A 25,614-nucleotide genomic window follows, 5' to 3' on the forward strand; every position below is an offset into this window, starting at 1 on the left:
CGACCTGGGCCACGGTCGACGTGCTGCTGCTGCCGACGACGCCGATCACCTACACCGTCGCCGCGATGCAGGCCGATCCGATCCGGCTCAACAGCCACCTCGGCCAATACACGAACTTCACCAATCTTCTCGGTCTTGCCGCCATTGCGGTGCCCGCCGGCTTCAAGGCGGATGGTTTGCCGGCGGGCGTCACGCTCGTGGGACCGGGATCGAGCGACGACGCCATGGCGCCGCTCGCCGACGCGCTGCACCGGGCCTGCGCCAGCGGGATGGGCGTGGACCGCCGTGCGACACTGCCCAAAGCAAGCCAGATTTCGCACGACGACGAGGACCGCGTGCCGCTGGTCGTGGTCGGCGCCCATCTCGATGGTTTGGCGCTGAACCATCAGCTGATTGCCCTGGGCGGCACCCTGATCAAAGTGGCGCGCACGGCGGGCGATTATCGGCTTTACGCCCTGCCCGGCACGACGCCGCCGAAACCAGGGCTCATCCGCGTGCCGGGCTTTGCCGGGAGCGGCGTGGAAGTCGAGGTCTGGGGGCTGAACGCCGCCGCCTTCGCCAGCTTCGTCACCGCGATCCCTGCGCCCCTCGGCGTCGGCAAGATCACCCTGAACGATGGGACATCGGCGTCAGGGTTCTTGTGCGAGGCCCATGCCGTGACGCATGCCGAAGACATCACCGATTTCGGCGGCTGGCGCGCCTATCTCGCGGCTTCCGCAGGCTGACCGATCCGCTCGGGCGCGAGGGACGCCACCTCGTCATCGCTGAACACACGCCCGCGAGTCAAAAAACGGACGTTGCGACCATTCTCGAGAGAGAACATGCCGCCGCGGCCGGGCACGACGTCGATGATCAGCTGCGTGTGCTTCCAGTATTCGAACTGCGAGCGGCTGATAAAAACCTCGGCGCCGCCGATCGTGCCGAGATGCACGTCGTGGTCGCCGACGATGAAGTCGGACACGGGGTAGCACATCGGCGAGGAGCCATCGCAACAGCCCCCGGATTGATGGAACAGCACCGCGCCATGCTCGCCGCGCAGCGTCTCGATGAGGGTGACCGCGGCAGGCGTTGCGGTTACGCGGAGAGGGGCGTCGGACATCGGAATCCTCAAAGGTGGCTTCGGTTTAACGTCTTTCGCGGTTGTCATCCCGGCCGAAGCGAAGCGGAAAGCCGGGCCCCATAAAGACGATGCGCGTCAGGTGAACGCGATGATGCGGCATCGTCGACGTCCATCTGAAACATGGTGCGCATGGGTTCCGGGTTCGCGCTACGCGCGCCCCGGAATGACATTGCGGCAGACGGTACGATAGCGGAAGCCGGCGCGGGAGGCGCCGGCCCCGTCGCTTCGGCCTAGAAGAAGCCCAGCTTCTTCGTGCTGTAGCTTACCAGCATGTTCTTCGTCTGCTGGTAGTGGTCCAGCATCATGCGGTGGTTTTCGCGGCCGATACCGGACTGCTTGTAGCCGCCAAAGGCCGCATGCGCGGGATAGGCGTGGTAACAGTTGGTCCAGACGCGACCGGCCTGGATACCGCGGCCGAAGCGGTAGGCGCGATTGCCGTCGCGGGTCCACACGCCGGCGCCGAGGCCATAGAGCGTGTCATTGGCGATCGACAGGGCTTCGGCATCGTCCTTGAAGGTCGTGACCGAAAGCACCGGTCCAAAAATCTCCTCCTGGAAGATGCGCATCTTGTTGTGGCCCTTGAAGACCGTCGGCTTGACGTAGAAGCCTTCGGCCAAATCGCCCTCAAGATGGTTGCGCCCACCGCCGGTCAGCACTTCCGCGCCTTCCTGCTTGCCGATGTCGATGTACGACAGGATCTTTTCCATCTGCTCGGACGAGGCTTGCGCGCCGATCATCGTCGCCATGTCGAGCGGCGAGCCCTGGGTGATCGCCTCGACGCGTTTGACCGCGCGTTCCATGAAGCGATCGTAGATCGACTCATGCACCAGCGCGCGGCTCGGGCAGGTGCAGACCTCGCCCTGGTTCAGCGCGAACATCGTGAAGCCTTCGAGCGCCTTGTCGAAGAAGTCGTCGTCCTCGTGCGCCACGTCGGCGAAGAAGATGTTCGGCGACTTGCCGCCGAGTTCGAGCGTCACCGGGATCAGGTTCTGCGAGGCGTACTGCATGATCAGCCGACCCGTCGTCGTCTCGCCGGTGAAGGCGATCTTGGCGATGCGCGGGCTGGAGGCGAGCGGCTTGCCGCATTCGAGGCCAAAGCCGTTGACGACGTTGAACACGCCGGGTGGCAGCAGGTCTGCGATGAGTTCTGCCAGAACGAGGATCGAGGCCGGTGTCTGCTCGGCCGGCTTCAGCACGACGCAGTTGCCGGCAGCGAGCGCCGGGGCCAGCTTCCAGACCGCCATCAGGATCGGAAAGTTCCACGGGATGATCTGCCCGACGACGCCGAGCGGCTCATGGAAGTGGTAGGCGACGGTGTCGTGATCGATCTCGGAAATGCCGCCTTCCTGCGAACGGATACAGCCGGCGAAATAGCGGAAATGATCGATCGCCAGCGGGATGTCGGCAAACGTCGACTCGCGCAACGGCTTGCCATTGTCCCAGGTTTCGGCGAGCGCGAGGATGTCGAGGTTTTCTTCCATGCGGTCGGCGATCTTGTTGAGGATCACCGCACGGGCTGTGGCCGAAGTCTGACCCCAGGCATCCTTGGCCGCGTGCGCGGCATCGAGCGCCTTGTCGACGTCCTGCGCGTCGGAGCGCGCGACTTCGCAGATCACGTGGCCGGTGATCGGCGAGGTGTTCTCGAAAAATCGTCCGGCGACCGGGTCGACGAACCTTCCGCCGATGAAGTTGCCGTAACGCGCCTGGAACGGCGCCTTGCTGGATGCGCCGAGAAATTCTGGTTTGTTCATTGTTGTATCCTCCCTGAAGGGCGGACAAACCCTGGGCAGTGCGCGTGCCACACCGCGCCGGAATCTGTGCTGCGATGCGGGAAGCGCCTGAGGCGTGGCGTTATTTCCGTTCGAGGGATGGACTGTGACGGACCACGGTCAATGCCGGCCGAACGCCGGACTAGACGCATCCTGCGACAGCTGACACACTTGTCGCAACTCGCAACAGATCTCGAGGCCCCCTTGGCTGAAAGCGATCGAACTGTTCACGTCCCGTCGCGATTCACGGGGCGACAAACGCTGAGCAAAACCGGGATCGCGCCCTCTACGACACCGATCCAGCGGTCATGGCAACGCTGTGCGAATCTCGGGCTCGACCAGGAAGCGCGCCCGCTCCTGGCGCCGCTTCCCGAGCAGGCGCTGCGCGAAGCCGTTGGTCGCAACGAGGCGCTCAGGCGGCGCTGCCGCCCGGAGTTCGAAGCCCTGTTCGCCCGGACGCGAAACGATGACAGCATCGTCATCCTGACCGACGCGGAAGGGCTTGTACTCGATGCGATCGGCAGCGCCGCCTTCGCCGACCGTGCCGCCCAGGTTGCGTTGCAGCCAGGCGTTTCCTGGGCCGAGCCGGCCACCGGCACCAACGCCATCGGAACTGCGCTGGTCGAGCGCCGCGCAATCGCGGTGCAGGGCGCCGAGCATTTCTTCAAACGCAACCGGATTCTAAGCTGCGCGGCAGTACCGATCCTCGATGCCACCGGCCAGCTTCTCGGCGTTCTCGATCTGTCGGGCAACGCCCAAGCGGACCACCAGCATGCGCTGTCACGCGTGCAGACCGCCGTGGACGCCATCGAGCATCGCGTTTTCGATACTGCGTTTCCGGGCTGCGATGTCGTGCGGCTACATGCCGACGCAACGATGCTCGGAACGACACGCGAAGGGGTCCTGGTTTTCCGTGACCAGGTCCTGGTCGCAGCCAACCGTTACGGCCTTGCCTTGCTGAATCTGGATTGGCAGACGCTCGGACGGCGGAGCTATCACGCCCTGTTTCCGATGCAGCAAAGCGTCGGGGCGAGCGGTGTCCTGCTCCGTGATCCGGCAGGCCGCCTTATCCATTCACGGCAACCAGATCGCGCCCGTCCGCACCTGCCACCCGCAAAACACAAGGATGAGCCGAAACCTCAACAGCCAAACGGGCCCGCGCATTTCTTCGACAAGAATGGGCAGGCCCGCCTCTCGCGCGCGGTGCGGCTGCTCGATGCCGGCGTGCCACTGCTGGTGCAGGGCGAAACCGGAACCGGCAAAGAAGTGTTTGCGCGCGCGGCGCACGCGGCGAGTGCGCGCGCCAGCAAAGCTTTCGTCGCGATCAACTGCACGGCCCTGCCGGAAAGCTTGATCGAGGCGGAACTCTTCGGCTACGAGGCCGGGGCGTTCACGGGCGCTCGTCGTGCCGGCGCCAAGGGGCTGTTGCGCGAGGCGGACGGCGGCCTGCTGTTTCTCGACGAGATCGGCGACATGCCCCTTGCTTTGCAGCCGCGCCTGCTGCGCGCCTTGCAGGAGCGCGAAGTCGTCCCGGTCGGCGCGGTTCAGGCGACGCCCATCGACGTCACGCTGATCTGCGCCACGCACCGCGACCTGGCAAAGCTTGTGGAGGACGGCGCCTTTCGCGCCGACCTGTATTTTCGGATCGCGTCCTACACGGTCGATCTGCCGACCTTGCGGTCGTTCGACGACCGCGCGGCGCTGCTCCACAGGATGTGGGCCTCGCTCGAGCCAGAGCGACGCCGGATCACCCTGTCGCCGGATTGCGCCGCCGCCCTTGCGACCTACACGTGGCCGGGCAATTTCCGCCAGCTTGTCGGCAGTCTGCGTGCCATGCTTGCGCTTGCAGAACCCGACGAAGAACTCGGGCTCGATGCGCTGCCATCAAATCTCAGGGCCCCACGCGCGGCAGAGGTCAACGGCCGCGCCGAGCATGACGATCCCGCGCGGTTCGATTCGATCGCACGCGATGCCATGCGCAATGCGGTTCGCGCCAGCAAGGGCAATGTCTCCGAGGCGGCGCGACGGCTCGGAATCAGCCGCAGCACGCTATATCGCCGGTGTCTGTCGGACGGCCCCCTAAGGTAGACACTAAAAAACCGCGTCCCCTTTCGGGGCCACGGCTTTTTTGCTGCTTCCAAGATCGAAAAGACGCGTTGCGTTAGATCAAACTAGTCCAGGATTTCTACGATCCGACGCGTGACTGGATCGACCAGGACCGGACGATCATTGATGATCGTGTAGCGATAACCCGGACGCACTTTGTACTCGGTCGGGACGTCGTAATATTCCACGCCACGCTCCGGAAGAACCGCGCCGTCGCGCACGTCTTCGTCGTAGTGATACGAGGGGTGATGCTCGCGCACGACGTATTCGTGAAAGCGGGGCCGTTCGTCGACACCCAGGATGCCACCGACGGTGCCGGCAGCGGCGCCGACCGCGCCGCCCACGATCCCACCGACCGGACCGGCCGCGCGATCACCACGTTCTGCGCCGCGCTCCGCGCCGCCGACCAGGCCCTGAGCCTGTGCCGCCATGGGCGCCACGAGAAGGGCAGCCACAACTGCGATACCAAGCTTCTTTTGCATTTTCGTCTCCGTTGATTGCGGCGGTAGAACAGAGCTTGGCGGCAGAGGTTCCGGATATTGTAGTCTAATAAAAACAGGGACCAGACCCGCGAGCAGGCGGTCGCGATCTCTTGGCGGCCGACGCCTTCGCTTGTCGCGCGGATCCGACGATGCTACCGGCGCCTAAGCCACTTCAATCTTTCCAGGCTCGCCATGACCATCAGACTGCACCGCGGTGATCTTCCGTCCGACTATGCCCCGGGCGACGCCGTTGCGATCGACACCGAGACGCTCGGCCTCGTGCCGCGCCGCGATCGGCTCTGCGTGGTGCAACTGTCGCGCGGCGACGGCCATGCCGACGTCGTGCAGATCGCGCCTGGCCAGACCAGCGCGCCGGTACTCGAGCAGGTCCTTGCGTCACACGCGGTGACAAAGCTGTTCCATTACGCCCGCTTCGACATCGCCGTGCTCCACAAGACCTTCGGTGTCATGGCAGAGCCCCTGTATTGCACCAAGATCGCCTCGAAGCTGGCCCGGACCTATACGGACCGGCATGGCTTGAAGGACCTGGTGCGCGAGCTGCTTGGCATCGACCTCTCCAAACAGCAGCAATCCTCCGATTGGGGCGCGGCGACACTCAGCGACCCGCAACTCGCTTATGCCGCATCGGACGTGCTTCATCTCCATGCGTTGCGCGCCAAGCTCGACGCGATGCTGGCCCGCGAAGAACGGGCGCATTATGCCGACGCGGCCTTCGCCTTTCTCCCGACGCGCGCCAAGCTCGACCTCGCAGGCTGGCCGGAAAGCGACATCTTTGCCCACGATTGAAGCGCAGGCTTGGCCTGCGTCGTCCCTGCCTTGCCTTCGCCGCTCTGCGAGCGCAAACAGGCAGCGATGAAACCACCCTGCCCCGAAGCAAGAGCGCCATGGCGGATGTGACGAGCGGGGACGGCCCGACCGACCAGAGACGCGCGACCCTCGGCGAGGGCATGGACCATACGCCGCCACCGCGCGGCAATGCGGTCCGCGCCGCCGGGCGGCACACGGCGCGCGTGCGGTTTCTGAGACGCGCGATGATCGTGGGCTCGGTCCTCGGCATCTCGATCATCGCGATCGTGGTGGCGTTCGATCCGTTCCATCACCTGCCGCATGGCTTTAGCGTCAGCAGCGTCGGTGTGCAGGGGACCATCGTGACGATGCAGTCGCCAAAGATCTCCGGGCTTCGCCCGGACGGCAGCGCTTATGCGATTACCGCGCGCCAGGGCGTGCAGGACATCACGACGCCGAACGTCATGGAACTGCACGGCGTCGATGCCACCGTGGGGATGGAGGACAATACCAGCTCGCGGATCACGGCCGACATCGGCGTCTATGACGGCAAAGTGGATACGATGACCCTCACCGGTCACGCCCGGATCAAGAACACCAGCGGCTACGACATGTTGATGCGGAGCGCGACCATGAACTTCAAAACCGGGGTCTTCGCCTCCCGCGAGCGTCTCAAAGTGAACATTTCAGGTGGCGACGTATCGTCGAACGAGCTCGATGTCACCGAGAACGGGCACAAGATCTCGTTCACCGGCGACGTCAGCTCGAACTTCAATCCGCCAGACGACGCGGCGCCGACGGCTGACGGTCAGTGAGGCTTTTCGTGACACTTTTGGCGCGCCGTTCGCTGCTTGTCTTCGGCTTGATCGCGATCCCGTTCAGCACGCCGTGCGAGGCTGTGGAATCCCAGACGTCGCGCGCCGGCGCGGTGCTGCCGGGTGGCAATTCCAAGCAGCCGATCAACATCCAGGCGACCAAGCTCGACTATTTCGACAAGGAACAGAAGCTGATCTACACCGGCAATGTTCTGGCCGTGCAAGGCGACAGCAAGCTGAAGTGCGGCGTGCTCGTCATCTACCTGCCGCCCAAGGGCGAGGGCGCGAGCAGCACGCCGTCCTCATCGAGCCAGGTTCGCCGGATGGAAGCAACCGGTCCGGTAACCATGGTCTCAAAAGATCAGGTGGGCACCGGCAACAGCGGCGTCTATGATAAGGCTTCAGACACCGTGGTTCTGACCGGCAATGTCACGCTGAGCCAGGGGCCGAACGTGACGCTGGGCGACAAGCTGGAGTATGATCTCAAGACCGGGCAGGCCAAGGTCACGGGTAGCCACGTCCGCAGCATGTTTCAGCCTAGCAATTCCGACGATACGACGGCGAAGAAGACGGCCCCGTCTCACGGGCCACGACCGGAAACCGCGACGCAATAAAGTTCATAATCGAAGTGGCCGCGACGCGCCGCAGCTTGGCAGTCAAGGCGAAGGACACCGTTGAAAGCGCTCATTCCCTTCAGACCAGGAAAGTGGTTCGCATCCCGATCGCCTTCAGGGTCGCGTCCGGCCTCCGCCGAAGGTTGGCCCGCGGATGGCGACGCGGCGACGCTCGACTACGCGCCCGATGCGGACGACCGCCGGTCGATGGGCGAGGATGACGGCTTCGACAGTAAGGACAGTGGTCCCGGCGGCGGGTTCAGCGTCGCGGCGGAGGCCGGCGACGGCGTGCTGGCGATCAACCATATCCGCAAGGCCTACAAGGCGCGGCGTGTCGTGGAAGACGTCAGCCTGATGGTGCGGCGCGGCGAGGCGGTCGGTCTGCTGGGTCCGAACGGCGCCGGCAAGACCACGGTTTTTTATATGATCACCGGTCTGGTACGGCCGGACGCCGGTTCGATCGAGCTCGACGGCAATGACGTCACCAGCCTGCCGATGTATCGGCGCGCGCGGCTCGGCATCGGCTATCTGCCGCAGGAGGCCTCGATCTTTCGCGGCCTGAGTGTCGAAGACAACATCCGCGCCGTGCTCGAAATCGCCGAGCCCGACAAACGAAAACGTGAATACGAGCTCGACGCGCTGCTCGCCGAGTTCGACCTCACGCGGCTCCGAAAATCACCGTCCGTCGCGCTGTCCGGCGGCGAGCGGCGACGCTGCGAAATCGCGCGCGCCCTCGCGAACCGCCCCTCGTTCATGCTGCTCGACGAGCCGTTTGCCGGCATCGACCCGATCGCCGTGGGGGATATCCGGGTGCTGGTGCAGCATCTGAAACGCCGCGGCATCGGGGTGCTGATTACCGACCATAACGTCCGCGAGACGCTGGGCCTCATCGACCGCGCCTACATCATTCACTCCGGCCATGTCCTGACCCAGGGCATCCCAGAGGAAATCGTCGAAAACGCTGATGTCAGAAGGCTTTACTTGGGCGAGGACTTCCGCCTTTAACCATCTAGTTGTATGCGTTGTCGGAGCATGCGAAGTTAATGCCAAGAGGCGAGACACAGGCAAAAGGCGATGCTATAAGCAAAAAACGGGCCGAGAAGCTCGCAGCCTTATAGGATCCTTGCCCGTGCACGAGTTGCGTTCGCCATGGCTCTGACAACAAAGCTTCTCATGCGCCAGGGTCAATCCCTGGTCATGACCCCGCAGCTTCTGCAGGCCATCAAACTTCTGCAGTTTTCGAATATCGAATTGGCATCGTTCGTTCAGGATGAGCTCGAGCGTAATCCGCTCCTGGAGCGCGCCGACGAGGCCGGCCCGATCAACGAACCCGCCTCCTCCGCCATGGACAGCGACGCGCGTGCCGACGCGGATAGCTCGCTGAGCGAAAACTTCAACGATGCCGTCGAGGCGGACTGGAGCTCGGAAAGTTTCGCCACCGACCAGAGCTCGCTCGAGGCGAGCCTTGGGACCGAACTGAACAACAGCTTTGACTCCGACCGCGCCGCCACACCGGCGGAGCAGCACGATCCCTTCTCCGAGGCGGGCCTGTCCGCCAGCTCCTGGTCCGGGTCGAACGGCCCCGGTCACGACGGCGAAGCCTCCAACCTCGAATCCTACATCGCGGCGCGGATGACGCTGAAGGAGCACCTCGCCGCGCAGCTTCCCCTTGCCGTCTCCGGCGCACCGGATCGGCTGATCGGTCACGCGCTCATCGATGCGATCGACGATTCCGGCTATCTGAGCGAAAGCTTGGCCGATATCGCGGACCGCCTGGGATCGCCGATCCGCCACGTGACCGAAATTCTGATGGCTATTCAGACCTTCGACCCGGTCGGGGTCGGCGCCCGCAATCTCGCGGAATGCCTGACCTTGCAGCTGCGCGATCGCAACCGTTTCGATCCTGCCATGCAGGCGCTGGTCGGCCACCTCGAAATGGTCGCGCGGCGTGACATGGCCGGGCTCCGCAAGGTCTGCGGCGTCGACGACGAGGACATCGCGGACATGATCGCGGAGATCAAGCGGCTCGATCCGAAGCCGGGCCGGGCCTTCGGCTCGAACGCGATCCAGCCGGTCGTGCCGGATGTTCACGTCCGCCTCGCGCAGGACGGATCCTGGATGATCGAACTCAACACTGAGGTTCTGCCGCGCCTGCTGGTCAACCAGACCTATGCGGCCCGCATCTCGCGCAACAAGGGCAACGAGGCCGACCGCAGCTTCGTCTCCGGCTGTTTGCAGACGGCGAACTGGCTGACGAAAAGCCTGGAACAACGCGCGCGGACGATTCTCAAGGTTTCGAGCGAGATCGTCCGGCAGCAGGACGCGTTCTTCGCTTATGGGGTGGAGCACCTGCGGCCGCTGAACCTCAAGGCGATCGCCGAGGCGACCGGCATGCACGAGTCGACGGTGTCGCGGGTGACCTCCAACAAATACATGTCGAGCCCGCGCGGACTCTTCGAGCTGAAGTATTTTTTCACTGCTTCGATCGCCTCGAACAATGGTGGCGACTCGCACTCAGCGGAGTCGGTGCGCTTCCGGATCCGCCAGATGATCGAGCGCGAGAGCGTCGGCGACGTCCTCTCCGACGATGCGATCGTCGAGCGGCTCAAAAGCTCGAACATCGATATCGCACGGCGCACCGTCGCCAAATATCGTGAAAGCATGCGCATCCCATCATCGGTCGAGCGGCGCCGGCAAAAAGCCGTGCATTGAGCCCATGCCACATGACCGCCAATACAACCGCTTGATTTAAACCATAGGTTGCATATTCTGATCTCAAAGGCGAGATTGGAACCATAATATCATGTCGAACTGCACGGATCGTTCGCCGGTCGGCCGAGATGATTGCCCTCAAGACTATTTCGTCGACATGGTCGAGCAACTTGCCGAACGCGCCCGCGCGCTCGGTGAAGTCGAGGTTGCCATTCATCTCGATGCGGCAGCCAAAGCTCGACAATATGCCTTGAGCCGAAAGGCATCGTGACGAAGGGCTAGAGCGCCGGCCGCTTAAGTAGACGCACTTAAGCGATAAGCCGTCGCACTCTTTTCAAAGACTTAGAGCATCGGGTCCCACGCAAAGCCGGCAACTTTTGCGTCCGATGCTCTAGACGGCGAGCGTGCTGTTGAACGCGACGATCCGCGGGACGATGGAATTGCGGAACCGGGACCCGTTGAACACGCCGTAATGCCCGACGTCCTTCTGCACGTGGTGCGTCTTGGCTTCGCCAGGAATGTTGCAGCACAGCGCGTGGGCGGCGTAGGTCTGGCCGAGGCCCGAAATGTCGTCGTTCTCGCCTTCGACCGTCATCAGGCCGACGCGGCGAATGGCGGCGAGATCCACGCGCGTGTTGCGGTGGATCATCGTGCCCTTGGGCAACTGGTGTTCGACGAACACCGCATCGATCGTCTGAAGATAGAATTCGGCAGTGAGATCCATCACGGCAAGATATTCGTCATAAAAATCGCGGTGCCGTTCACCGGAATCGTCGTCACCCTTGATGAGATGGTTGAACATTTCGACATGGGCGTCGACATGGCGGTCGATGTTCATCGCCATGAAGCCGGAGAGTTGCAAAAACCCCGGATAGACCTTCCGTCCGAAGCCCGGATAGGGATACGGAGCCGTATGAATGCAGTTGTCGCGGAACCACTGGCTGCCGCGCTTTTCCGCGAGAAGATTGACCGCCGTCGGCGATTTGCGGGTGTCGATCGGGCCGCCCATCAGCGTCATCGACGTCGGGACACAGGGATCGTTGTCGGCCTCCATCACCGCAATGGCGGCAATCAGCGGGACCGCAGGCTGACAGACCCCGAGCGTGTGCAAGGCGCCGCCGTCCGCCTTCAACACGTGGCACATCTCGATGAGGTAATCGATATAGTCGTCGAGATCGAAGGTCTCGATCGCCGGCACCGTGCGCGCATCGCTCCAATCGGTGATGTAGACGTCATAGTGCGGGAGAAAGGCTTCCACCGTGCCCCGCAGCAGCGTTGCGTAGTGCCCCGACATCGGCGCGACGATCAGCAGTTTCGGCTGCGCGGCGCCCCCTGACAGGTCGCGTCGGAACCGCAGGAGCCGACAGAACGGCTTTTGCCAGACGACCACCTCGTCGACCGCGACGTCCCGCCCGTCGATCGTGGGGTAGTGCCTCAGTTTGAATTTAGAAATTGATCTCAGGACCCCAAGGAGAGAGCATGTCGGCATGACCGAGCGATTCGTAGGATTGGACATGCCTCGCGGACCAAACGGACAATACAGGCCAAGCGATCCGATAGCGGCGGCCGCAGCGGTCGCTCGCATCGCCACAGGTCAGACCGACGAGACGGCTGAGACCGCGAAGGCCGCCGCCACGGCAAAAACCCGAACGCCGGCAGCGAAACGTGGCGTTACGCTGGATGCTCGACGGCCGCCAATCGATCGTTAACCATCTTCGACTACGCCATCCCGAGGGGTGGACGTATGACGACGATCGAAGACGAGGCGCGTTTACTGAAAGCGTGGATACGGGACGGCCACGCCCTCAGCTTCGCCTCGGTCGAGATGATCGAAGAAAAGAGCCCCGATCATTCGCTCTTCTCAAGCCGGTTCGATGAACAAGCGGCGCTACGCATACTCAGAGCCTGCCAGGTCAACCTCGTATGCGTTGCGCCCGGCCGGACCGAGATACGCGTGGGCCTGGAGAAGGGACCTTCGCTACAACAGACCGTAGCGTTACCTTCACGAACAGCTCAGCGCCACGCCATTACCTATAAACGGATCAGGAAGCCCGTCACGGCATTGCCCGTCTCCAGCGTCGCCATCGACCCCAAGAAGGCGCTTTACGCCGGACGCTTCTATCCATGCGGATCCTCGATCTCCGCGTCAGATCGACGAGCCACGGGGACACTCGGATGCCTTGTAACCAAGGACGATCAGCTCTACGGCCTGACGAACAACCACGTGACGGGAGGATACAGCCTCACCGTCCCCGAGATGCCGATCCTCGCTCCGGGCCTCATCGACGTAGGTCCGGGAAACCTAGATCCCTTCACAATCGGTCACCATTCGCGTTGTGCGCCATGGACGACCGGCATCCCCCAGAACGTCTCCATCAAGGGCAATCTCGACCTCGCGATCTTCCGGATCGGAAACGGGGATCTGGTGACATCCCATCAGGGCAATCATTTCGACACCCCTACAGACGTCGCAACGCTTGCCGACATCATGTCCGCGCCCGGAGCCCACGTACTGAAGGTCGGACGCACGACCGGTCTCACCGAAGGAAGGATCTTCGGTCGAACCACCGGGACGATAGAAGTCCTGATGAAAGATACCCACTTCAAGAGCCCAGTGCACTTCGACGATACGCTGATCGTCGAAAGCGTGGACCAGCGGCCCTTTGCTTCGCCGGGAGACTCCGGGTCACTTGTCGTATGGAAGAAACAGGGCAGATACCAAGCAGTCGGGATCGTATTCAGCACCTCCCCCAATTCGACGATCACCTACCTCCTGCCGATGGAGGAGGTGCTGAAACAGCTCCAGGTCGGCATGGTAGGCGCGCACAATGTCCAGCAAGGAAAAGGTACGGGCGGCATCTGAACGCCTCATCGAGGAATACAGTCTCAAGCCACAGTTCGCGATCGTCGTCGTGAGGGCAACCGAAGAGGACATCATCCACGTGATGACGATCAAGGGACGGGAAAGGCAGATGCCCGAGCTGCCGAAACACTACGAAGGCTTCCCGATCACGCACGGCAGGACCGGGCCGGTGAGGTTCCTCGCAGCACGATGAACCGACTGCCGTTCGAGACACGCGTAAAGATCCTGCATATGCTCGTGGAGGGATCCTCGATGCGATCGATCGGGCGCGTCCTGGACGTGAGCCCAAACACCGTAGACAAGCTCCTGCGAGAGGCCGGCGCCGCCTGCATGGAGATCCATGACCGGGAGGTGCAGAACGTGCGCTCCGCCCGCATCCAGTGCGATGAGATCTGGTCGTTCTGCTATGCGAAGCAGCGCAACGTCGGCGTCGCCAAGAGTCCTCCCGACAAGGCTGGAGACGTCTGGACGTGGACGGCGATAGACGCACAGACGAAACTGCTCGTCTCGTGGTTCGTGGGCGACAGATCGGCAGTCTCGGCATCCATCCTCATGGAGGACCTCAAAAGCCGGCTCGCCAACCGGGTGCAGCTCACCACGGACGGTCACGGCGCCTATCTGGAAGCCGTCGAGGACGCCTTCGGCGCAGACATCGACTACGCGCAGCTCGTGAAGATATACGGCGAACCGCCGAAGACGCGCGGGGAGTCGCGATACAGCCCGGCCCAGATCGTAGCGGCGGAACGCAGGCGCATCGAAGGATCTCCCGATCCGGATCACATCTCGACGTCGATGGTCGAGCGTCACAACCTGACGATCCGCATGGCGCTGCGCCGCTTCACTCGGCTGACGAACGCCTTCAGCAAGCGCATCGAGAACCATGTGAACGCGCTGGCCCTCCACTTCGTCCACTATAACTTCATCCGGATCCACAGGACCCTCAAGGTAACGCCCGCGATGGCCGCCGGTGTGACGACGGTCCTATGGTCATGGGATGATATCGTCGAGCAGATGGACGCCATGGCGCCGCCGTCCCAGCCGCGCGGTCCATACGGTCCCCGCGCACGTGCGGCCCCAGTGCGATCTTAGACAATATTCAAACTGAGGCACTACCGATCGTGGTTCGGTCCAGACCGAAATGCGGCTTGCCGTAACGGCGCGTCAGGCGCTCGAACATTTCGGTAGAAGCCAGGATATTCCGGCCGATCTGGGTCGTCGCAAACGGGTTGAGCGGATTGCGCGCCCAAAACCGCGTCGCGTCGGACATCGCGCGCCAGGGTGCGCAGGCCAGATAAGCCATTTCATGCAACTGGTAGGTGAACCGATTCATCACATCACCGGTCATGGGACACATCATTCGTCGGAAAGGCTGTCGGCGACCTGAACGAAGCCTTCGCCGCCGACGTTCGCCGTTTAATGGGAGTTTCGCGTTAGATCAATTATCCGACTAGCCCAACTCATTGCGAACAATTACTTATGGCGCAATCCATAAGGTTGCATCGATATGAAACTAGGAACAGAGAGCGCACCCATTGCCTGATGTTGCGGGACAGCCCTTGGATATCGATCTCGGTCACCGCTCCCGCCGCCCGCGCGTCGATACGCTTGTCCGGCTGCGTTGGCTTGCCGTGTCCGGCCAGGCCGTCGCCGTCCTCACGACCTACTTCATTCTCGGCTTCGCCCTGCCCTTGGGCCTCTGCTGCCTCGTGATCGCGGCCTCGATCTGGGTCAATGTCGGGCTTCGCATTCGCTTCAGTCACAGCGACCGGCTCGAGGATCGTCCGGCCTCCTATCTCATGTCGTACGACCTCCTGCAGCTCACGGCCCTGCTGTACCTGACGGGCGGTCTCGAAAACCCCTTCGCCATGCTGTTCATGGCGCCGATCATGATCTCGGCCGTCTCCCTCTCCGCGCGCTACACGGCAGCGCTGACGGCCCTGGTGATCATCTGCGCGACGTCCCTGCTCGCCTGCCATTACCCCGTGCCCTGGTATCCCGGCCCGGTCATGCATCTCCCGTTTCTGTACACGGTGGGCGTGTGGGGCGGCATCGTGCTCGGGGCGAGCTTTACCGCGGCCTATGCCTGGCGGGTGGCCGAGGAAGCGCGCCGCCTGGCGGATGCGTTGGCCGCGACCGAACTCGTGCTGGTGCGCGAGCAGCACCTGACTCAGCTCGACGGCTTGGCTGCCGCCGCGGCGCATGAGCTTGGCACGCCGCTCGCCACGATCAAGCTGGTCGTCAAGGATCTGCAGAAGCAGTTTCCGGCCGAGGGTGCGATCGGCGAGGATTTCACCCTTCTGATGCAGGAGGTCGAGCGGTGCCGCAAGATTTTGGGCACCCTGGCTTCGCTCGGCAGCGAGCCCGGCGAGATCATCGGCAATCTGACGCTCGGGCACCTGCTCGAGGAGGTGGTGCAGCCGCAACGCGACTTCGGCATTCGAATCGCCATCCAGAAGGAAGGCGGCGGCAAGGAGCCGGTATGCCGCCGCAATCCCGGGATGCTTTACGGGATCGCCAATCTCGTCGAGAACGCCATCGACTTCGCACAGACAGAGGTGCGCCTAATCGCGCGTTGGACGGACGCGATCGTCGCCGTCGTCATTGAGGATGACGGACCAGGCTTTGCCCCCGACGTTATGATGCGGCTCGGCGAGCCGTACGTGACGCGAAAGGCCAATCGTCGCGCCAAAAGCGAAGACGGTTCAAGTCTCGGGCTCGGCCTGTTTATCGCCAAGACGTTGCTCGAGCGCGCCGGTGCCAGCGTTTCCATGACGAATGCCGTGCCACCTCTTCGCGGCGCGCGCGTTACGATTTTATGGCAGCGCTCGACGTTCGAACGGCGACGGACGCCCGCCCCCGTTTTGGACGAAATAGACCTTGCGGCACCCGCCGCACACGACCAGATTGCGGAAAAGGTTGATGGCAATGGATAATGTAGGATCGGTTCCCTCGGCTGCAGATCGCATCGACCCCGCGATCCTGGGTCTCGATGTCGATGGCGACAAGTCCCTGTTAATCGTCGATGACGACAAGCCGTTTTGCCTGCGGCTTGCGCGCGCGATGGAAACCCGCGGCTTCGTCGTAACAGCAGCTTCGTCTGTCGCCGAGGGTCTTGCTGCCATCGCAGCGTCAGCGCCAGCCTTCGCGATCATCGACATGCGGCTCACCGATGGCAACGGGCTCGACGTGATGTCGGAGTTGAAGGCCAAGCGCTCCGATGCCCGGGCTATCATCCTGACCGGCTACGGCAACATCGTCACGGCGGTCACCGCGGTCAAACTCGGCGCCTTCGATTATCTCGCAAAACCCGCCGACGCCGACGAAATCTACAACGCCCTGATGGCGACGCAGCATGACAAGGCTGCCCTGCCGGAAAATCCGATGTCGGCCGATCGAGTCCGCTGGGAGCATATCCAGCGGATCTATGAGCTCTGCGGCCGCAACGTTTCGGAAACGGCACGCCGGCTCGCCATGCATCGCCGCACCCTGCAGCGAATTCTGGCGAAGCGCGCGCCGCGCTAGCTGAACGGCTGCATCGCCGCGATCTGCGGGTCACTCAGGGTATGCAGCCGATGCGCGGCGGTGTGCGCGAAGCGCATCAGAACCACACGACGCGTCGCCGCCGCAAGACGATGCTCCGACGCGTCGCGTACGATCTCGGCGCCATAGGCATCGGCGACGATAAGCCCGGCATCCTCAGGCATGATCTCGATCGGAACCTCCGGCGGGATGGCAAAGAATAGCCTGTCGCAATGCAACCGGTAGTCACGCCACTTCGTGTCGGTGCGAAAATCCGCGATCGACGATTTCACCTCGATGATGTGGATCGTCCCATCGCCGGAGACCGCGACGATATCGGCGCGACGACCGGAGTGCAGCGTCATCTCGGTGATGCTGGAAAAGCCCTTGGCGCGGAGCAGGCGCCGCGTGCCGCGCGCGACGAAGAGCGCGGTTTCGGACTGGCGGCCGTCGATCGGCGCGACAGGTTCGATCAAGCGGGGCGGCATGTGCGGAAGCCTGTGAACATCGTTTGAATCTACCGCCTTTGTACCGTCGCCGCCAAGACCGAAGCCGCCGGATCGGTGGCGCGCACCGACCGAACGCCATAGATTGCCCGGAACACGGGGGCTGTCGCAATGCTGGTTCGGACAATGATCGCTTTTGGCGCCCTAATGGCGGGCCTTCTGCCAGGCCTTGCCGACCCGTTGCCGACCCCGCCTGCGATCACCTTGGCCGACGCCTTCGCCCTCATCGCATCGAAACCCAAGGTCGACCTGACCCATGCCTTCAGTCCGACCACCCCGGTCTGGGAAGGGTTTGGTCAGGCCAAGATGACGCCGGCTGTCGATCCCACGACGCTGGAGGCCTACACCATCGCCAAGGACGGATTTCGCGCCACCTATTACGCGATGGTCGGGCAGTATGGCACCCACGTCGATCCGCCGGCGCATTTCTCGGCCACCGGCGTGACGATGGACCAGATCCCGCTCGACGACATGATGCTGCCCATGGTGGTGCTGGACGACACGCCATTCCTGGCCAGCGATCCCGCGCATGCTTTTTCGGTCGAAGATCTTTTGGCATGGGAAAAGGTCCACGGGCGCGTGCCCAAGGGATCTTTCGCCGCGCTGCGCACCGACCTGTCCAAGGACTGGGGCGATCCAAAGAAATTCAAGCGCAACCCGTTCCCCGCCTGGTCGCTGCCGGTCGTCAAAATGCTGATCGAGGAGCGCGGCGTGACCGCCATCGGCCATGAAGCGATGGACACGGATACGACCAAGGAAATGGCCAGCGAAACCTACGTGCTGGGCAGCGGCCACTTTCAGATCGAGGTCATGGACAATCTCGACAAGGTCCCACCGATCGGCGCCTACATCGTGGTGACCTGGCCGAAAGTGAAGAACGGGCTCGGGTTTCCGGCGCGGGCGTATGCGGTGCTGCCATAATGACGTGCGTGGACAGCCCGGACGGCCACCGCTACGATTGGTAAGCTACGATCTCGAACATTGAGAATCCGTGTGACGACGTCAATCGAACTCGACGACGATCTCAAGGGCAGGATCCAGAAACTTGCAAACCAGCGGCAAAAGCCTGCCGACCGGATCATGCATGAAGCTATCGTCCAATATGTCGAGCGCGAAGAAGCCCGCGAAGGCTTTGACCAGGAAGCGGCAGCGTCCTGGGCGGCGTATCAGAAAACCGGCCGGCATTTGACTGGTTTGGAAGTCAGAACCTGGCTGAGCACCTGGGGCACTGACGCGGATTTGCCCGAGTGCCACGACTAATCGTGACGGAAGGAGCGGTTCTCGGTCTCGAGCGCTGCCGCCGCTTTTTGATCGCGAAGGATCGGCGAGTGGCCGAGCGCGCCGGCCGCGTCATCGAGCAACAGTTCGCATTACTGGAGTTGAACGCAGCGATCGGGCGCCCATCGTCGGACTCGCTCGACCTCCGCGAGCTCGTTATCCCTTTCGGAAATGCCGGCTATGTCGCGCTCTACCGGCACGATTCGGCAGACGATGTGATCTACGTCCCGGCGTTCCGCCACCAACGGGAAGCGGGCTATTGGTCACCGCGGATCAGATCGCCCAATCCACGAGATCATCGAACCGATCGATGAAGCCGCGGTGTACCAGCGCTTCGATCACCGTCGCGGCCGCCTTCTCGATACCCTCGTTGTCGCGCCCGACCACGACGTCCGGCTCTTCCGGCGGCTCGTAGGCCTGGTCGACGCCGGTAAAATTCTTGATCTCGCCGGCCAGCGCCTTCTTGTAGAGGCCCTTGGGGTCGCGTTCGATGCATGTGGCGATCGGCGTGTCGACGAAGATTTCGACGAACTCGCCCTCGGCGCAGATTTCCCGCGCCAGCCGGCGTTCTTCGAGAAACGGCGAGATGAACGAGCACAGCACGATAAGCCCGGCATCGGCCATCAGCCGCGCCACTTCGGCAACGCGTCGGATGTTCTCCAGCCGATCCGCCTGGGAGAAGCCGAGGTCCTTGTTCAAGCCGTGGCGGACGTTGTCGCCGTCGAGCATGATGGTGTGGACGCCAGCCGTATTGAGCTTGGCCTCGACGCGATTGGCGATCGTCGATTTGCCCGCGCCGGACAAGCCGGTGAACCACAGCACGCCCGGTTTCTGATGTTTTAGGCGCGCACGGTCGGTGCGACTGACGGTGCCATCGTGCCGGAATACGTTGGTCGCCTTGCGCAACCCGTGGTCGACCAGACCGGCGGCGACCGTCGCATTGGTCGCCCGATCGACGAGGATGAACGCGCCCATGACCTCGTTGTCGGCATAGGGGTCGAAGGCGACCGGCACGTTCGCCGTGATGTCGGCGAGGCCGACCTCGTTGAGCCGCAAGGTCGCGGCTTCGTCCTGCGCGAAGGTATTGATGTCGAGCCGGTACTGCAGCGACCCGACGGTTGCCGGCACGGTGCGTGTCGCCAGTTTGAGGAAGTAGGAGCGGCCGAACTGCAGCGGCTCTTCGCTCATCCAGATCAGATGCGCGGAAAACTGGTCGCTCACCTCGGGCCGGGCCTTGGGAAGGGCAAACACGTCGCCGCGCGCGACGTCGATCTCGTCGGTCAGCGTCAGCGTCACCGCGTCGCCGGCCTCGGCGTTCGGCCTGTCGCCGTCAGCCGTCACGATGCGTGCCACCGTGCTGGTGCGGCCGGAGTTGGCGACCACGATCTCGTCGCCCGCCTTGATGCGGCCGCTGGCGATGGTGCCGACGAAGCCGCGGAAATCGAGATGCGGCCGGTTCACCCATTGCACCGGCATGCGGAATGGTCGTTCCGCGCGGTCATCGGTCACATCGACGGCTTCGAGGTGGGTCAGCAGCGCCGGGCCGCGGTACCAGGGCGTCTTGGCGCTGCGTACGGAGAGATTGTCGCCGTTGCGCGCCGACAGCGGAATGGCCGTAATGATCTTGAAGCCAAGCTTGTCCGCAAAGCGCCGGAAGTCGGCCTCGATCGCATCGAAGACCACCTGGCTGTAGTCGACGAGATCAATCTTGTTGATCGCGAGAACGACGTGTTTGATCCCGATCAGCGACACGATCGTGGCATGGCGATGCGTCTGCGTCAGCAGACCCTTCCGCGCGTCGACCAGGAGAATGGCGAGATCGGCGTTCGAGGCCCCGGTCGCCATGTTGCGGGTATATTGCTCGTGGCCCGGCGTATCGGCGACGATGAACGAGCGCCGCGGCGTCTTGAAATAGCGGTAGGCGACGTCGATGGTAATGCCCTGCTCGCGCTCCGCCTCGAGCCCGTCGACCAGAAGCGCGAAATCCATCACCTCGCCGGTCGTGCCGTGCTTGACGGTGTCGCGTTCGAGGGCGGCCATCTGGTCGTCGAACACCATGTTCTGCTCGTAGAGCAGCCGGCCGATCAGGGTCGACTTGCCGTCATCGACGGAGCCGCAGGTGAGAAAGCGCAGGGTCGGACGTTCGATGAGGGCGGCTGCCGGCAGCGGCCCGTCACGCAAAGCTGATTGTGTCATCAAAAATAGCCTTCGCGTTTCTTCTTTTCCATCGACCCGGACTCGTCGTGGTCGATGAGTCGGCCCTCGCGCTCGGAAACGGTCGACGAGCGCATCTCCGCGATGACGGCGTCGAGATCGCGGGCCTCCGACTTGACCGCGCCTGTCAGCGGATAGCAGCCGAGCGTGCGGAACCGCACCTCTTCCATGGTGGGGACTTCATCGGGCAGCAGCGGCAGGCGATCGTCGTCGACCATGATCAGCGAGCCGCCGCGCGAGACCACCGGTCGCGGCTTGGCGAAATAGAGCGGCACGACGTCGATCTGTTCCGCCGCGATGTAGTCCCACACGTCGAACTCGGTCCAGTTCGAGATCGGGAACACCCGCATCGACTCGCCCTGCTTGATCCGCGTGTTGAACAGCCGCCACAGTTCCGGACGCTGATTGCGGGGATCCCAGGCATGGCTTGCCGAGCGATGCGAGAAGATGCGCTCCTTGGCGCGGCTCTTCTCCTCGTCACGGCGCGCGCCGCCAAAGGCCGCGTCGTACTGGCCGGCATCCATCGCCTGGCGCAGGCCTTCCGTCTTCATAACCTGCGTGTGGACGGCCGAGCCCGACGCCACCGGCGAGATGCCGCGCCGCACGCCGTCCTGGTTGATGTGGACGATCAGATCCATGCCGGCCTTGCGGACCGCCTCGTCGCGAAACGCGATCATCTCCTTGAACTTCCAGGTCGTATCGACGTGGAGTAACGGAAACGGCGGTTTCGCGGGATAGAAAGCCTTCAGCGCGAGATGCAGCATCACGCTGGAATCCTTGCCGATGGAATACAGCATCACCGGCTTACGGAACTCGGCCGCGACCTCGCGCATGATGAAAATCGCTTCTGCCTCCAGCTGACGGAGGTGGGGCGGCAGCGGCGCTTTCATGGGCGTATGCAACATCAAAACCTTGTCCCAAAGAATTGTCACATATAGGCGCACCACGGCGAGCGCAACGCGGAGGCGTCACGCTCTAAAAGCGGAACGCTGGCACAGGTGCCGGCTTCAGTCGGATGGGAAGACCCGCGGTGACCAGCACCACGGCATCGCAGGCTTGGGCAAGACCCTGGTTCAGCCGGCCCTGCGCATCGCGGAACCGCCGGCCGAGCGCATTGTCGGGGACGATCCCCGACCCGACCTCGTTGGACACGAAGATCGCCGGGCCGCGCAGCGCGGATACCGCCGCGATAATGCCCGCGGCCGCCGCATCCACATCGTCGTCTCGCAGCATGACGTTGCTGAGCCACAAGGTCATGCAGTCGACGAGGACAATGCGGCCGACGGTCGCCTGCGCCATGAGGGCGCCGGCAAGATCGACCGGCGCTTCGACCAGCCGCCAGCGGGCGTCGCGCGCTGCAGCATGGCGCGCGACGCGCTCTTCCATCTCGCCGTCGTAGGCCTTCGCTGTTGCCACGAACACCAAATCGAGACCGCTGTCTTCGGCCTGGACCTGCGCGAAATGGCTTTTGCCGGACCGCGCGCCGCCCAGAACAAGCAGACTCGCGATCCTAGACTGAGGCTCATCCACAACAATGGTCCGTTTTTACGATCAAAAGACGCTTTCGCCATTCGCAAAGGCGCAGGACTAGAGCATTTTCCACAAAAGTTGCAGACTTTTGTGATCGAGAGAATGCTCTAACTTTTTGAGAAGAGAGCGCTTTCTGATCGCTGTGGTGAGTCCACCAAAGCAGAAAGCGCTCTAAGGCATTGGTTCCTATAGGTCCGTGACGATCATAGTGCTAGCCATGCTCTTGCCGACCGCCCGCGTTCCAACTCTTGGCAGCTTAATGATTTCTCGCCGACATCTACTCCAGATCGCCGTTGCGGCGCAGATATCGCCATTACTTTCAGCGGCCGAGGCTGCCGCTCCGGGCCTCAAGTTCGCCGATGCCGAGGCGTTCAGCTACGACAGCCTCAAGGCCCGCGTCATTGAGATGGCGAAAAAGCCCTATGCGCTGCCGCCGATGCCAGATCCGGCCGTCCTCAAGACGATGGACTACGACGTCGCCAAGAACACGACGTTCAATCCCGAACTCGCCCTCTACGCGCACGGTGCCGGCCCGTATCCCGTCACCTTCCTCGCCGTCGGGCAGATCTTTTTGAAGTCGGTGCGAATGCACGTGATCGAGGGGCACGAATCGCGCGAGATCCTGTACCGGCCCTATTATTTCCATCACGGTGCCAACAATCCGCTGGGGCAATTGCCCAACGATCCCTCGCCGATGGCCGGCCTCGAGTTCAACCAGGCCGCCGACAAGCCGGACCTGAAGGGCCACGAAGGCTGGGCGCGCTTCATCGGCGCGTCCTATTTCCGCGCCGTCGGCGAAAGCAACCAGTTCGGCCTGTCGGCCCGCGGTCTGGCGCAGAACACCGGCGTCGCCAATCCGGAAGAGTTTCCCGATTTCACCGAGTTCTGGGTCCAGGAAGGCGCACGCGACAGCGATCCCGTCCACCTCTACGCGCTGCTCGACGGGCCGAGCGTCGTCGGTGCCTACCGCTTCATCATGCATCGCGACGCCGCGGTCACGATGGACATCACCTGCGATCTGCATCTGCGCAAGCCGATCGAACGCCTCGGCATCGCGCCGTTGACGTCGATGTACTGGTATTCAGAAACGCTGAAGCCGCTGGCGGAAGACTGGCGTCCGGAAATCCACGATTCCGATGGCGTCGCGATCTGGACCGGTACGGGCGAACATCTGTGGCGGCCGCTAAACAGCCCAAAACATCTGATGATTTCGTCGTTCGTCGACGAGTCGCCACGCGGCTTTGGCCTGATGCAGCGCGACAAGACCTACGATCACTATCTCGATGGTGTGTACTACGAGAAGCGCCCCTGCGGCTGGGTGGAGCCGATCGGCAAATGGGGCGCAGGCTCCGTGCAACTCGTCGAAATCCCGACCAACAACGAGATCTACGACAACATCATTCTTTTCTGGGTGCCGAAGGAGCCGACAACTGCCGGCCAGCACCTGACCTACGAGTATAAGCTGCACTGGACCGACAAGGATCCGCATCCCGGCCCGCTGGCGCTGTGCATCGCCACACGGATGGGTCAGGGCGCGATCCAGGGGGCACCGCGCTCGAAGACGCTGCGAAAATTCGTGGTCGAATTCGAGGGGGCGGTTCTCAAGCAGCTGGCCGACGAGCACCCGCCGGAGTCGGTCCTTACCGCGTCACGGGGCACATTCCTCAACATTATCACGGAGTCTTCGCCTGATGGCGACGACGCGCACTGGCGCGTGCAGTTCGACCTCGATGTCCAGGGCACCGAGCCGGTGGAACTGCGCCTGTTCCTGCGCTTCAACGGCGAGGCCCTGACCGAAACCTGGGCCTACCAGTACCACCCCTTCAACACATGAGGTGATTCCTCAGGAAAATCGGAACGGCACGAACTCGCGGCGGTCGGGATCGACCGTCAGCGCACGGTCGATCGGCGGCGCCGCGCGCTGCGGACAGTCGGTCCGCTCGCACATGCGGCAGCTGACGCCGATCAGGGTCACGGGCGCAGTCTTCAGGTCGAGGGTGTCGGCGTAGACCACTTCGTGCGCATAGGTCAGTTCGCAGCCGATACCCAAGGCGTAGTGCCGTGGTGGCGCGAGGTGACTGCCGCCGGATTTCGTCACACCGCGCGCGATGCACAGGTAACGCACGCGGTCCGGCATCTCGGCAATCTGCACCAACGTGCGACCGCCGGCTTCCAGCGCTTCGTGGACGTTCCATAGCGGGCAGGTGCCGCCGAACCGCGCAAACTGGAAGCGCGTGGAGGAGTGCCGCTTGATGATGTTGCCGGCCCGATCGAAACGAACGAAGTAGAAGGGAACGCCCTTGGCGCCGGGGCGCTGCAGCGTCGAGAAGCGATGCCCGACCTGCTCGAAGCTCGCGCCGAACATCGCGCAGATTCGTTCTGCGTCGTAGCGCGTCGCTCGCGCGGCGGCGAGGAAACGCTCGTAGGGCATCAGCACCGCGCCGGCAAAATAGTTGCCGAGCGCAAGCCGGGTTATGGCCGCCGCGTCGTCGCTCTTGAACCCCGCCGTGGCGACGATCGCCTCGATCTCGCTGGCTTGTTCAAGAAGGCCGATCTGCTGCGCCATCAAAAAAATCGCCGATGACGGATCGATGCCCTCGCGGAGCCAGAGCACCTTGGCCTTGCGGTCGAGGCGCCGCATGAAGCGGGAATTCGGCTCGACCCGCTCCGTCTCGATGCGGATCTGATGCCGCCTGAAAAGATGGTCGGCGAGATTGTCGGCGCGCGCCGCGACGGAGCCGAAGATCTGCTCGGCGAGCTCTTCCGCAGCCTGATCGAGACCATCGAAGTAATTGCTGCGGTAGTGCAGGAAGTCGCGCACTTCCTCGTAGGGCATCAGCACGCCGGGCTGGCGTTCCCCCTCCTGCCCGCTGGCATAAACTTCGTCCAGCATATGCAGGCGCTCGCCGGTGCGGCGGAAGGCAACATGCATGCTGAGGAACGCGTGGGCGAACCACGGCACGTTGGCAGCGATCGTCTTGAGGTCCTGCCCGTTAGGAACGAGGCCGGCGAACACGGGATCCGCGAGCGCCTCCCGCAGATCGCTGACGAGGCGCTCGCTGTCCTCCTGGACGAAGGCGCCGATGTCCACCGAATACGCCTGCGCCAGAGCCAGCAGAACTGGCGCAGTCAACGGCCTCTGATTGTTTTCGATCTGATTGAGATAGCTTGGGGAAATACCAAGTCGTTCTGCGAACGCGCTTTGATTGAGCGCGTTGGCTTCCCGCATGTGTCGGATCTTGGTGCCGGCGAAAATCTTTTGACGCATAAGAATTGTTG

The 25,614-nt window shown here is 63.1% G+C and carries 26 protein-coding genes; 16 read left to right on the forward strand and 10 right to left on the reverse strand.

The genetic code is table 11. From position 1 onward, the window contains the following. Positions 1-725 (forward strand): amidase family protein (locus tag GSQ79_RS10120; RefSeq protein ID WP_246725243.1); only part of this gene is annotated, 725 nt, incomplete at its 5' end. Here the strand turns inward: GSQ79_RS10120 and GSQ79_RS10125 are convergent. Both GSQ79_RS10125 and adh read right to left on the reverse strand, forming a co-directional pair. Then, complete coding sequence (locus tag GSQ79_RS10125) at positions 701-1,099, reverse strand: DUF779 domain-containing protein (protein WP_158808598.1); 399 nt, start codon at positions 1,097-1,099, stop codon at positions 701-703. The two genes, GSQ79_RS10120 and GSQ79_RS10125, sit on opposite strands and share 25 nt — an antisense overlap. Before the next feature lie 251 nt (positions 1,100-1,350). After that, positions 1,351-2,871: an aldehyde dehydrogenase gene (gene adh, locus GSQ79_RS10130; RefSeq protein ID WP_158808599.1), complete on the reverse strand. Its 1,521-nt coding sequence runs from the start codon at positions 2,869-2,871 to the stop codon at positions 1,351-1,353. 222 nt (positions 2,872-3,093) lie between these two features. Between adh and GSQ79_RS10135 the strand changes: the two genes are divergently transcribed. After that, complete coding sequence (locus GSQ79_RS10135; protein ID WP_246725244.1) at positions 3,094-4,977, forward strand: sigma-54-dependent Fis family transcriptional regulator; 1,884 nt, start codon at positions 3,094-3,096, stop codon at positions 4,975-4,977. Between the two features lie 83 nt (positions 4,978-5,060). Here GSQ79_RS10135 and GSQ79_RS10140 read toward each other — a convergent pair whose 3' ends face one another. After that, positions 5,061-5,477: a DUF1236 domain-containing protein gene (locus GSQ79_RS10140; protein WP_158808601.1), complete on the reverse strand. Its 417-nt coding sequence runs from the start codon at positions 5,475-5,477 to the stop codon at positions 5,061-5,063. 192 nt (positions 5,478-5,669) lie between these two features. Here GSQ79_RS10140 and GSQ79_RS10145 point away from each other — a divergent pair, with 192 nt between their 5' ends. The 5 genes from GSQ79_RS10145 to rpoN all read left to right on the forward strand — a co-directional run bounded on the left by GSQ79_RS10145 (position 5,670) and on the right by rpoN (position 10,425). Beyond that, a complete protein-coding gene (locus tag GSQ79_RS10145; protein WP_158808602.1) occupies positions 5,670-6,284 on the forward strand; it encodes a ribonuclease D in 615 nt (204 codons plus the stop codon). A gap of 98 nt (positions 6,285-6,382) precedes the next feature. Beyond that, positions 6,383-7,099, forward strand: coding sequence for an LPS export ABC transporter periplasmic protein LptC (lptC, locus tag GSQ79_RS10150; protein ID WP_158808603.1), 717 nt, complete (start codon positions 6,383-6,385; stop codon positions 7,097-7,099). Between the two features lie 8 nt (positions 7,100-7,107). Then, positions 7,108-7,713, forward strand: coding sequence for an LptA/OstA family protein (locus GSQ79_RS10155; RefSeq protein WP_174243189.1), 606 nt, complete (start codon positions 7,108-7,110; stop codon positions 7,711-7,713). Between the two features lie 207 nt (positions 7,714-7,920). Then, a complete protein-coding gene (gene lptB, locus GSQ79_RS10160; RefSeq protein ID WP_158808643.1) occupies positions 7,921-8,718 on the forward strand; it encodes an LPS export ABC transporter ATP-binding protein in 798 nt (265 codons plus the stop codon). Between the two features lie 144 nt (positions 8,719-8,862). Further along, entirely contained in the window at positions 8,863-10,425 is a 1,563-nt protein-coding gene (gene rpoN / locus GSQ79_RS10165) for an RNA polymerase factor sigma-54 (RefSeq protein WP_158808604.1), read from the forward strand. A gap of 391 nt (positions 10,426-10,816) precedes the next feature. Here the strand turns inward: rpoN and GSQ79_RS10170 are convergent, their stop codons facing one another. Continuing rightward, a complete protein-coding gene (locus GSQ79_RS10170) occupies positions 10,817-11,914 on the reverse strand; it encodes a polyhydroxyalkanoate depolymerase (protein WP_256379014.1) in 1,098 nt (365 codons plus the stop codon). Positions 11,915-12,169: 255 nt separating this feature from the next. Here GSQ79_RS10170 and GSQ79_RS10175 point away from each other — a divergent pair, with 255 nt between their 5' ends. The 3 genes from GSQ79_RS10175 to GSQ79_RS10185 are packed head-to-tail and all read left to right on the forward strand — an operon-like array spanning position 12,170 to position 14,377. Next, complete coding sequence (locus GSQ79_RS10175; protein WP_158808606.1) at positions 12,170-13,288, forward strand: hypothetical protein; 1,119 nt, start codon at positions 12,170-12,172, stop codon at positions 13,286-13,288. Further along, positions 13,254-13,481 carry a hypothetical protein gene (locus GSQ79_RS10180; protein WP_158808607.1) on the forward strand — a complete coding sequence of 76 codons (228 nt, stop codon included), beginning with the start codon at positions 13,254-13,256 and terminating at the stop codon, positions 13,479-13,481. The genes GSQ79_RS10175 and GSQ79_RS10180 overlap by 35 nt, the downstream gene beginning before the upstream one ends. Next, positions 13,478-14,377 (forward strand): helix-turn-helix domain-containing protein, encoded by a 900-nt coding sequence (locus tag GSQ79_RS10185; protein ID WP_158808608.1) that lies wholly within the window; start codon positions 13,478-13,480, stop codon positions 14,375-14,377. Before GSQ79_RS10180 ends, GSQ79_RS10185 begins: the two co-directional genes overlap by 4 nt. Before the next feature lie 7 nt (positions 14,378-14,384). On the opposite strand, the gene GSQ79_RS10190 is transcribed toward GSQ79_RS10185, so the two are convergent. Beyond that, on the reverse strand, positions 14,385-14,633 hold the full coding sequence (locus GSQ79_RS10190; RefSeq protein ID WP_210253049.1) for a hypothetical protein: 249 nt from the start codon (positions 14,631-14,633) through the stop codon (positions 14,385-14,387). Positions 14,634-14,844: 211 nt separating this feature from the next. On the opposite strand from GSQ79_RS10190, the gene GSQ79_RS10195 reads away from it, so the two are divergent. Then, complete coding sequence (locus tag GSQ79_RS10195) at positions 14,845-16,221, forward strand: ActS/PrrB/RegB family redox-sensitive histidine kinase (protein WP_158808609.1); 1,377 nt, start codon at positions 14,845-14,847, stop codon at positions 16,219-16,221. Next, a complete protein-coding gene (locus tag GSQ79_RS10200) occupies positions 16,214-16,810 on the forward strand; it encodes an ActR/PrrA/RegA family redox response regulator transcription factor (RefSeq protein WP_158808610.1) in 597 nt (198 codons plus the stop codon). Before GSQ79_RS10195 ends, GSQ79_RS10200 begins: the two co-directional genes overlap by 8 nt. Here the strand turns inward: GSQ79_RS10200 and GSQ79_RS10205 are convergent. Then, entirely contained in the window at positions 16,807-17,295 is a 489-nt protein-coding gene (locus GSQ79_RS10205; RefSeq protein WP_158808611.1) for an MmcB family DNA repair protein, read from the reverse strand. The genes GSQ79_RS10200 and GSQ79_RS10205 overlap by 4 nt on opposite strands. A 144-nt stretch (positions 17,296-17,439) precedes the next feature. Between GSQ79_RS10205 and GSQ79_RS10210 the strand changes: the two genes are divergently transcribed. From GSQ79_RS10210 to GSQ79_RS10220, 3 genes are all read left to right on the forward strand, one after another. Continuing rightward, entirely contained in the window at positions 17,440-18,234 is a 795-nt protein-coding gene (locus GSQ79_RS10210) for a cyclase family protein (RefSeq protein ID WP_158808612.1), read from the forward strand. A gap of 72 nt (positions 18,235-18,306) precedes the next feature. Next, positions 18,307-18,573 carry a CopG family ribbon-helix-helix protein gene (locus GSQ79_RS10215; protein WP_158808613.1) on the forward strand — a complete coding sequence of 89 codons (267 nt, stop codon included), beginning with the start codon at positions 18,307-18,309 and terminating at the stop codon, positions 18,571-18,573. Positions 18,574-18,575: 2 nt separating this feature from the next. Further along, on the forward strand, positions 18,576-18,905 hold the full coding sequence (locus GSQ79_RS10220; protein ID WP_246725245.1) for a type II toxin-antitoxin system RelE/ParE family toxin: 330 nt from the start codon (positions 18,576-18,578) through the stop codon (positions 18,903-18,905). On the opposite strand, the gene cysN is transcribed toward GSQ79_RS10220, so the two are convergent. The 3 genes from cysN to cobU all read right to left on the reverse strand — a co-directional run bounded on the left by cysN (position 18,865) and on the right by cobU (position 22,341). Next, positions 18,865-20,787 carry a sulfate adenylyltransferase subunit CysN gene (gene cysN, locus GSQ79_RS10225; protein ID WP_158808615.1) on the reverse strand — a complete coding sequence of 641 codons (1,923 nt, stop codon included), beginning with the start codon at positions 20,785-20,787 and terminating at the stop codon, positions 18,865-18,867. The genes GSQ79_RS10220 and cysN overlap by 41 nt on opposite strands. Next, on the reverse strand, positions 20,787-21,710 hold the full coding sequence (gene cysD / locus GSQ79_RS10230) for a sulfate adenylyltransferase subunit CysD (RefSeq protein ID WP_246725246.1): 924 nt from the start codon (positions 21,708-21,710) through the stop codon (positions 20,787-20,789). Before cysD ends, cysN begins: the two co-directional genes overlap by 1 nt. A 70-nt stretch (positions 21,711-21,780) precedes the next feature. After that, on the reverse strand, positions 21,781-22,341 hold the full coding sequence (cobU, locus tag GSQ79_RS10235; protein WP_158808645.1) for a bifunctional adenosylcobinamide kinase/adenosylcobinamide-phosphate guanylyltransferase: 561 nt from the start codon (positions 22,339-22,341) through the stop codon (positions 21,781-21,783). 253 nt (positions 22,342-22,594) lie between these two features. Between cobU and GSQ79_RS10240 the strand changes: the two genes are divergently transcribed. Then, positions 22,595-24,169 (forward strand): glucan biosynthesis protein, encoded by a 1,575-nt coding sequence (locus GSQ79_RS10240; RefSeq protein WP_158808616.1) that lies wholly within the window; start codon positions 22,595-22,597, stop codon positions 24,167-24,169. Positions 24,170-24,178: 9 nt separating this feature from the next. Here GSQ79_RS10240 and GSQ79_RS10245 read toward each other — a convergent pair whose 3' ends face one another. Continuing rightward, positions 24,179-25,603, reverse strand: a complete 1,425-nt coding sequence (locus GSQ79_RS10245) for a short-chain fatty acyl-CoA regulator family protein (protein ID WP_158808617.1) — start codon at positions 25,601-25,603, stop codon at positions 24,179-24,181. Between the last annotated feature and the right edge of the window lie 11 nt (positions 25,604-25,614).

The sequence above is a fragment of the Beijerinckia sp. L45 genome, from assembly GCF_009765775.1.
GTDB lineage: Bacteria > Pseudomonadota > Alphaproteobacteria > Rhizobiales > Beijerinckiaceae > RH-AL1.